This window comes from Microcoleus sp. S13_C5 (assembly GCF_036700845.1).
In the GTDB taxonomy this organism is placed as follows: domain Bacteria; phylum Cyanobacteriota; class Cyanobacteriia; order Cyanobacteriales; family Microcoleaceae; genus Microcoleus.
Window position 1 is genome coordinate 230,616 of record NZ_JAUBPR010000001.1, and the last position, 6,178, is coordinate 236,793.

Annotated in this window: 7 protein-coding genes; 3 read left to right on the forward strand and 4 right to left on the reverse strand. The window is 45.0% G+C overall.

Translation table 11 applies throughout. The features are described 5' to 3' along the window. The first annotated feature begins 216 nt into the window (after positions 1 to 216). Positions 217 to 1,437 (forward strand): HhoA/HhoB/HtrA family serine endopeptidase, encoded by a 1,221-nt coding sequence (locus tag QUA04_RS00990; RefSeq protein WP_333252909.1) that lies wholly within the window; start codon positions 217 to 219, stop codon positions 1,435 to 1,437. A gap of 304 nt (positions 1,438 to 1,741) precedes the next feature. On the opposite strand, the gene QUA04_RS00995 is transcribed toward QUA04_RS00990, so the two are convergent. The 4 genes from QUA04_RS00995 to QUA04_RS29840 form a co-directional block, all read right to left on the reverse strand. Further along, complete coding sequence (locus QUA04_RS00995) at positions 1,742 to 2,089, reverse strand: DUF760 domain-containing protein (RefSeq protein WP_333252912.1); 348 nt, start codon at positions 2,087 to 2,089, stop codon at positions 1,742 to 1,744. Positions 2,090 to 2,131: 42 nt separating this feature from the next. Continuing rightward, positions 2,132 to 2,647: an SMC-Scp complex subunit ScpB gene (gene scpB / locus QUA04_RS01000; RefSeq protein ID WP_333252914.1), complete on the reverse strand. Its 516-nt coding sequence runs from the start codon at positions 2,645 to 2,647 to the stop codon at positions 2,132 to 2,134. 423 nt (positions 2,648 to 3,070) lie between these two features. Then, entirely contained in the window at positions 3,071 to 3,637 is a 567-nt protein-coding gene (locus QUA04_RS01005) for an ABC transporter ATP-binding protein (protein WP_445242268.1), read from the reverse strand. Beyond that, positions 3,535 to 3,885 carry an ATP-binding cassette domain-containing protein gene (locus QUA04_RS29840; RefSeq protein WP_445242269.1) on the reverse strand — a complete coding sequence of 117 codons (351 nt, stop codon included), beginning with the start codon at positions 3,883 to 3,885 and terminating at the stop codon, positions 3,535 to 3,537. The genes QUA04_RS01005 and QUA04_RS29840 overlap by 103 nt, the downstream gene beginning before the upstream one ends. 74 nt (positions 3,886 to 3,959) lie before the next feature. Here QUA04_RS29840 and QUA04_RS01010 point away from each other — a divergent pair, with 74 nt between their 5' ends. Beyond that, complete coding sequence (locus tag QUA04_RS01010; protein WP_333252916.1) at positions 3,960 to 5,012, forward strand: YiiG family protein; 1,053 nt, start codon at positions 3,960 to 3,962, stop codon at positions 5,010 to 5,012. 684 nt (positions 5,013 to 5,696) lie between these two features. After that, a complete protein-coding gene (locus QUA04_RS01015) occupies positions 5,697 to 6,092 on the forward strand; it encodes a helix-turn-helix domain-containing protein (RefSeq protein ID WP_333252918.1) in 396 nt (131 codons plus the stop codon). Positions 6,093 to 6,178 lie beyond the last annotated feature (86 nt).

A 6,178-nucleotide genomic window follows, 5' to 3' on the forward strand; every position in this document is an offset into this window, starting at 1 on the left:
CCAGGCTAAGCCAAGTTAGGATGAGAATTATTAGTTTTAGTCGCTCTTGGGAAATCAGGCAAACAATTGCCTCTGATGCCCATCAGTGCCTGCCTGTTAACAGCTATGTTCTTGAGGAAGCGGTACGCCCCGCCCCGCTTCCTTCCCGTCGCCAAGACAAAAATGCTTGATTGGGAACGTGTCTGCGGGGATGAGGTATTTAGCGGGAGTTATTAAATGAGTTTATCTTTTAAGCAAGCGACCCTTTATGTGACTTTGGTGTCGATCGGCGGAGGTATGGGATGGTTGGGAAATCGCTATCTGCAAGGCTCAAACAATCTGGAAACCGGATTGGTTTTGCCAGTAGTACGCCAGCAAATCCCCCCCTATGCGTCTCCTCCAGTTCTGGAAAATCGGGCGGTTGATCGCAGCAATCCCAATTTTATTGCTGAAGCAGCCGAAAAAGTAGGCCCGGCTGTAGTGCGGATTGACGCATCAAGCAAGGTGGCGAATCAAGTGCCCGAAGCTTTCAAAAATCCTTTGTTTCGTAGGTTTTTTGGGGAGAATTTGCCGCAGCCGGAAGAACGAGTCAAGAGAGGTACGGGTTCCGGGTTTATTCTCACTTCTGACGGCCGCATCGTTACTAATGCTCACGTTGTCTCCGGGACGGATACTGTCAAGGTGACGCTCAAAGACGGCCGCGAGTTTGAGGGTAAGGTGCAGGGAGTCGATCCGCTGACGGATGTCGCTGTGGTTAAGATTAATGCTAAGGAACTGCCGCAGGTGGCTTTGGGTCGATCGGACAATATTGTACCGGGACAGTGGGCGATCGCGATCGGCAATCCTTTAGGTCTGGACAATACCGTGACTGTGGGCATTATCAGCGCTACAGGTCGATCGAGTTCTCAAGTCGGCATCCCAGACAAGCGAGTCCGCTTCATCCAAACCGACGCCGCCATCAACCCCGGCAATTCTGGTGGCCCCCTGCTCAACGACCAAGGCGAAGTAATTGGCATCAATACCGCTATCCGCGCGGACGCTCAGGGCTTGGGATTTGCAATTCCGATCGAAACCGCCAAACGAGTTTCCGATCAGTTATTCGCCAAAGGTAAAGCCGAACATCCCTATCTCGGCATTCAAATGGTCAGCTTGACAGCAGCGACCAAGGCCGAACTCAATAAACAGCTCGATAATAATAAAATTACCCTCGATCAAGGCGTAGCCGTGACGCGAGTCGTGGAAAATTCCCCCGCTCAAAAAGCGGACTTGCGCGCCGGAGATGTCATTCAAAAAGTTGACGGAATTGCGGTGAACACTCCAGGGGACGTGCAAGAACGGGTGGAAAGCACTGTTGTGGACAAAGAACTAGAAGTGGAAATTAACCGTTTGGGTCAAGTTCAGAAAATTAAAGTACGTCCAGGTGCTTTTCCCCTATCGGGTAGCCCCGCTGGTGGGTAATACCATTTTCGATTTTCGATTAAATAATTAAGAATGACTCACTGCATAAGGATTGGGAGCTTATCTGCAGTTGCATTCTTTTTTGAAATTGGTATTAGTTGCAAGGGTGGAGGATGGAAGATGAATCTGATGCTTTATAGTCCTGGAAGCAGTAACCGGGTTTTTTCACCAAAAGCCTCGGTGTAGCGCGAGGGATATCCGGTTAACAGCCCGGTTTCTTAATTCCCTGTGCCTCCATGATTCAGGATTATTGATTTTTCTGAACAACTTTCATCTTTCTGGCTTCCCCAACCCGTTGATCTTTTTACTTGTCTTTGGGTGAGTTTGGTTGAATCGAGCTGGTGCTTGCTAAATTTTCTTCTAGGTGCATCCTCTGCTCCATTTGCCTCAAAAAATAGCCTGTCATCATCGCTGAAGCTAGCAAACCTGCTAAGTTTTCGCGATCGGTGGTAATTTCGACGTTAAAATTTTCTGAAGGCAAAACGCCGACAAGTCCTTGAACGTTATGAGAGATAATTTCTCTGATTTCGGGGGTGACGGACTTGGCCACGCGGGCTAGAACCTCCGGGGATTGGTGTTGGAGGTACTTCAGCAGTGGATTGACTGCGGTTTGTTGGGCATTGGAGGTGTCAAAGTCAGGGTGAAAAACCATTTGGCGATTCTTAATTTCTGGCTGGTTACATTCTACTTCAAACTACTCGTCATTGCTTGGGTACAAATTTGCCTGAAAGTCAATTTGCAATTGTTTTGGCAGTTGGTCTACTTGAAAGTACCGATGAAATTTATCGGTAACTTGTAACCAATACGATCGCCCCTCACTCGGCCGCCGTTTGCGGACGAAACCCATTTCAACAAGTTCCTGCACTTGTTGGTAAGCTCCTGAACCTCGCAAGTTAACTAAGTCTGGCTGAGCGATGCCGCCTTTGAGGGCGATCGCCGCCAGCGTTCGCAAAGCTCCAACACCTAATTCTGGAGGTATTAAAGTTTGCATTAAACTGGCAAACTCTTCTCTGAGTTGCAGGCTGTATCCCGTGGGGGTTTCTACGACTTCTAATGCACTGTCGCGGCGGGATGAGTCAGACATGAGTTCGATGATCGCGTCTTCGACTTCGGCTCGATCGCACTTGGCAATCTCGGCAATCTCTGCTATTGAGACCGGCTGACCTTTTAGGTAAAGTATGGCTTCTATTGTTGTGGCTAAGCGAGTCATTTGGGAATTAGTAATTAGGAATTGGAACTTTGAAAGAAGAAGGAGGAAGCAAGAAAGAAGAAGGAATCAGCAAAACAACAGCTATCCGTATCTCACTAACTTCCGTGTCGTGAATAATGATAATTGGTAATAAACATTCCCCTTACACAAATGATTAATAGTGTAGGTTAGGTTGAGGAACCAAACCAAACTATTTCAATTTTATTTTTTTTATCTCAGCCCGGGACGCATAAAATTTATATATAGGTGCGTAATGGCGCACCTAATCCCTAGAAGTAGAATGTTAAACTTGTTTTTGCTTCCCAGAGTTCCGATATTTTTGCTAAGAAATCGCCATTTTTTCACGTTAAAGTATCAAACTTAGCGATTAGCTATTTATCAACCTAACTTTCGGCCAGTCAGCTATTATACAAAAATATCCTCTCAATTATAAGGAAGAACCATCATTCCATTTTTATCATCTTTGGCATCGAGATATAAATTAGCTTCTTCCAGAGTAGGCAAAAACTTGTATTCCCAGCGATCGCCTATTTGTTTCATCACTAACCCTTGACCGTGTTGCTGCCGCAGTTGGGCTAACGTTCCGAGTTGAATTAACTTGCCGCCGTCCATAATGCCGATGCGATCGCACAAATACTCCACCTCATCCATATAATGCGTTGTTAACAGCATTGTCATTCCCTGCTTGTTCAAATCTAAAATTATTTCCCACAATCGGCGCCGCGTTTGCGGGTCTAACCCTACAGTCGGTTCGTCCAAAAATAAGATTTGCGGCTCATGCAAAAGTGTTCGGGCAATTTGCAACCTTCGCTTCATTCCTCCCGACAAAGTTTTTTCTAAGTCGTCTCGCCTTTCTGCTAATTCTACATATCCCAACCACTGTTTAATTAACTGTTGCCGCTTCGGGTTTGGGATGTGGTGCATCCGCCCGTGAAACTCCATATTTTCCCATACTGAAAGGTCACTATCAACGCTGATTTGTTGGAGCACGACGCCTCGCCTATACACTGTTTCACTTGCAAGCTTTGCCGCATCACGTCAAATCCAGCTACCTGGATTTGACCGCTGCTGGGCTTAGTCAGGGTAGTCAGCATCCGAATTGTGGTCGATTTTCCAGCACCGTTGGGGCCTAGGAGACCGAACATTTCTCCGGCTTCAATCGTGAACGAAAGGTCATTGATAACGGGTATTTTGTTGTAAATCTTGCAGGCGTTTTGCAGAGAAACAGAGACAGACATAGGTGTCGTGGTAAGATAATTCGATGTTACTCAGCGGTAGAGCAACAAGAACGCCGACTAGGAGGAAATAGACAATGACTTGCACCACCGCATTCAAACATTCCTCGATCGTACTCGCTGGCGCTTTGATTTTAGCAGAAGGTGCTGGCCTCGCTCAGCTAGCCACAGCCCAAGTGAATCTAAAACCAGTTTTAGGGCCCAGTCTACCGCCGCTGGGTCAGCCCTTTTCGCCTCACAAATCGGTGCTGCTTGCCTCTGATCATCGGGAGGATGTGGCAAACAAGATCAATTACTATATCGAGAGCTGCATCAATCAATACTCTAAAAGTGTTTTGGAAAGTCGGCGCCGTTACCTCGAATGGGCGAATGCCACAACTGGTCCGACGGGTAAAGAATCAACACTCAACGGTGTAGACAAACTGGAAGACTCGAATAGGTGCGCTTATGCAGTCAAAAGAGCTGCGACAATCGAGCCTCACAATCAGGCCCTAGAAGCAGCAGCCGATGCCTATCAGAAAGCTCTGGTGGCGCTGGCGCCGCTGATGAATGAGGCCAACCTTTACTACAAACGCGAAAATTATCAGGACGACAATATGGCTAAAGGTAGGGATTTGCACCCCCGGCTGATGGCTGCTTGGGATGCCTTTATTAAAGCTAATTTGGAATTGCGACAACAGGTTAAGACCGTTAGGAAAGAAGTCGATCAAGAGCATCTCAAAAAACTAGAAGCTCAGCCCCTCAAGCTGCGGTATTTTTCTTTAAAAGCCACTTTGGAAGCGGAGGATATTTTGACGGCTGCTACTGAGTTTAGGTCGGTCAGTGATTTTCGGCTAGAGCAATTTGAGACCTTGGTTGCGGCTTATGAAAAAACGGTAGACGATTTGCTTGCTTACCATACTTCGCACCCGGAGCAGGGCAAGCCTGGCTTGTTTTCTGTAAGCTTCTTGAATCATCACGAAGATTTTTTAGTGGCAGCAAAACAGTTTTTACGTCGGAGGCGGGAGCGCCTGGGCGATAATAGCTTACCAGATTCTCCATCTATAATCAGCGGGGACGGAACTCTGTCTAAATTGCGGTATTTGTACGGCGAGATTGTCTCTGGTTATAATTCAAACCCTTTCTGGTAGTGGTGGGGAAAGAATGTTTTTCGCGCGTTCGATCCGACATGCAGACGCCGTTTGCATGGCATTACATTATTACTTTTGCAGGGCTACCCCTTTCTAGAAACATTCTTAATACTCCGAAGTTACTTCAATATCAACAACTGTGCAGTCGCCGCGAGTTACACTCAAAAAATATGGCGATCGATCATCAAAAATATGCATTATGTTTTCCATAGCGGCAGCAAAATATGGTTGACTTGACAAAAATATCTCATCACAATCCTCGGTAAGAATAGCCTAAAAACTCGGTTTCTATGTTATTTTTGCGCTAGGTTTGTTAGTGTAACTAATCTGATACCAGTTTCCACAAAAGATGCAACTGTAGCCCCGCGTTCCAAACTCATACAGAATCAGTTATTCCCAATCGAAAATCGAAAATAGAAAATGGTATGAGTGTCATCTGCAGCTAGAAAACTGATTTTTTTACACCTTGCAGCACCCACTTATTACGGTTGAGTTAAGTCTGGTTTCAATTCCATCATCCGGCTGTCTAATTTGCGCGCTGCTTCGCTGATCGTTACACTCGGTTTGCTGCCGTCGAGATACATAATCGCCATAAAACTTCCTAAGTAGTCAAACAAAATTAATTACACAAACAACTAATATGATATAATAAAAAATATCAAGTTGTGTTCAAAGAAGTTTTATATGTTTTTACTTCGAGATATCAATCCACTTTCCTTGAAATTGCTAAACCGAATTTATCGCGAAAGCAGACATCATCAAGTGCGCCAAAGAGCACATTTCCTGATTTTAGCTTCACAAAATATCAAAAATAAAAACTTAATGAAAATCTTTAAAGTTAGTTATAAGACCATGTATAACTGGTTGAATCGATGGGAAGATGAGGGAATGCTCGGATTATATAATAAACCAGGTAGAGGCAGAAAAGAAACATTTAATTCCGCACAATCCGATCAAATTAGAGACTGGGTAAAATTGCAACCAAAACAATTAAAGCAAGTAGTACAAAAAATCCAAAAAGAATGGTCTGTTAATATAAGTACGGAAACAATTAAGAGAATAATTAAAAAAAAAGGATGAGTTGGCATAGGATGCGTCGAAGTGTTGGCGGCAAGCCAGACCCCATAGAATACAAGGAAAAAAAAGAAAACTTGTCACAATTAAAA

Coding starts and splice junctions, on each gene's coding strand:
- QUA04_RS00990 (WP_333252909.1), top strand. CDS start 217: ATGAGTTTATCTTTTAAGCAAGCGACCCTTTATGTGACTTTGGTGTCG.
- QUA04_RS00995 (WP_333252912.1), bottom strand. CDS start 2,089: ATGGTTTTTCACCCTGACTTTGACACCTCCAATGCCCAACAAACCGCA.
- scpB (WP_333252914.1), bottom strand. CDS start 2,647: ATGACTCGCTTAGCCACAACAATAGAAGCCATACTTTACCTAAAAGGT.
- QUA04_RS29840 (WP_445242269.1), bottom strand. CDS start 3,885: ATGTCTGTCTCTGTTTCTCTGCAAAACGCCTGCAAGATTTACAACAAA.
- QUA04_RS01010 (WP_333252916.1), top strand. CDS start 3,960: ATGACTTGCACCACCGCATTCAAACATTCCTCGATCGTACTCGCTGGC.
- QUA04_RS01015 (WP_333252918.1), top strand. CDS start 5,697: ATGTTTTTACTTCGAGATATCAATCCACTTTCCTTGAAATTGCTAAAC.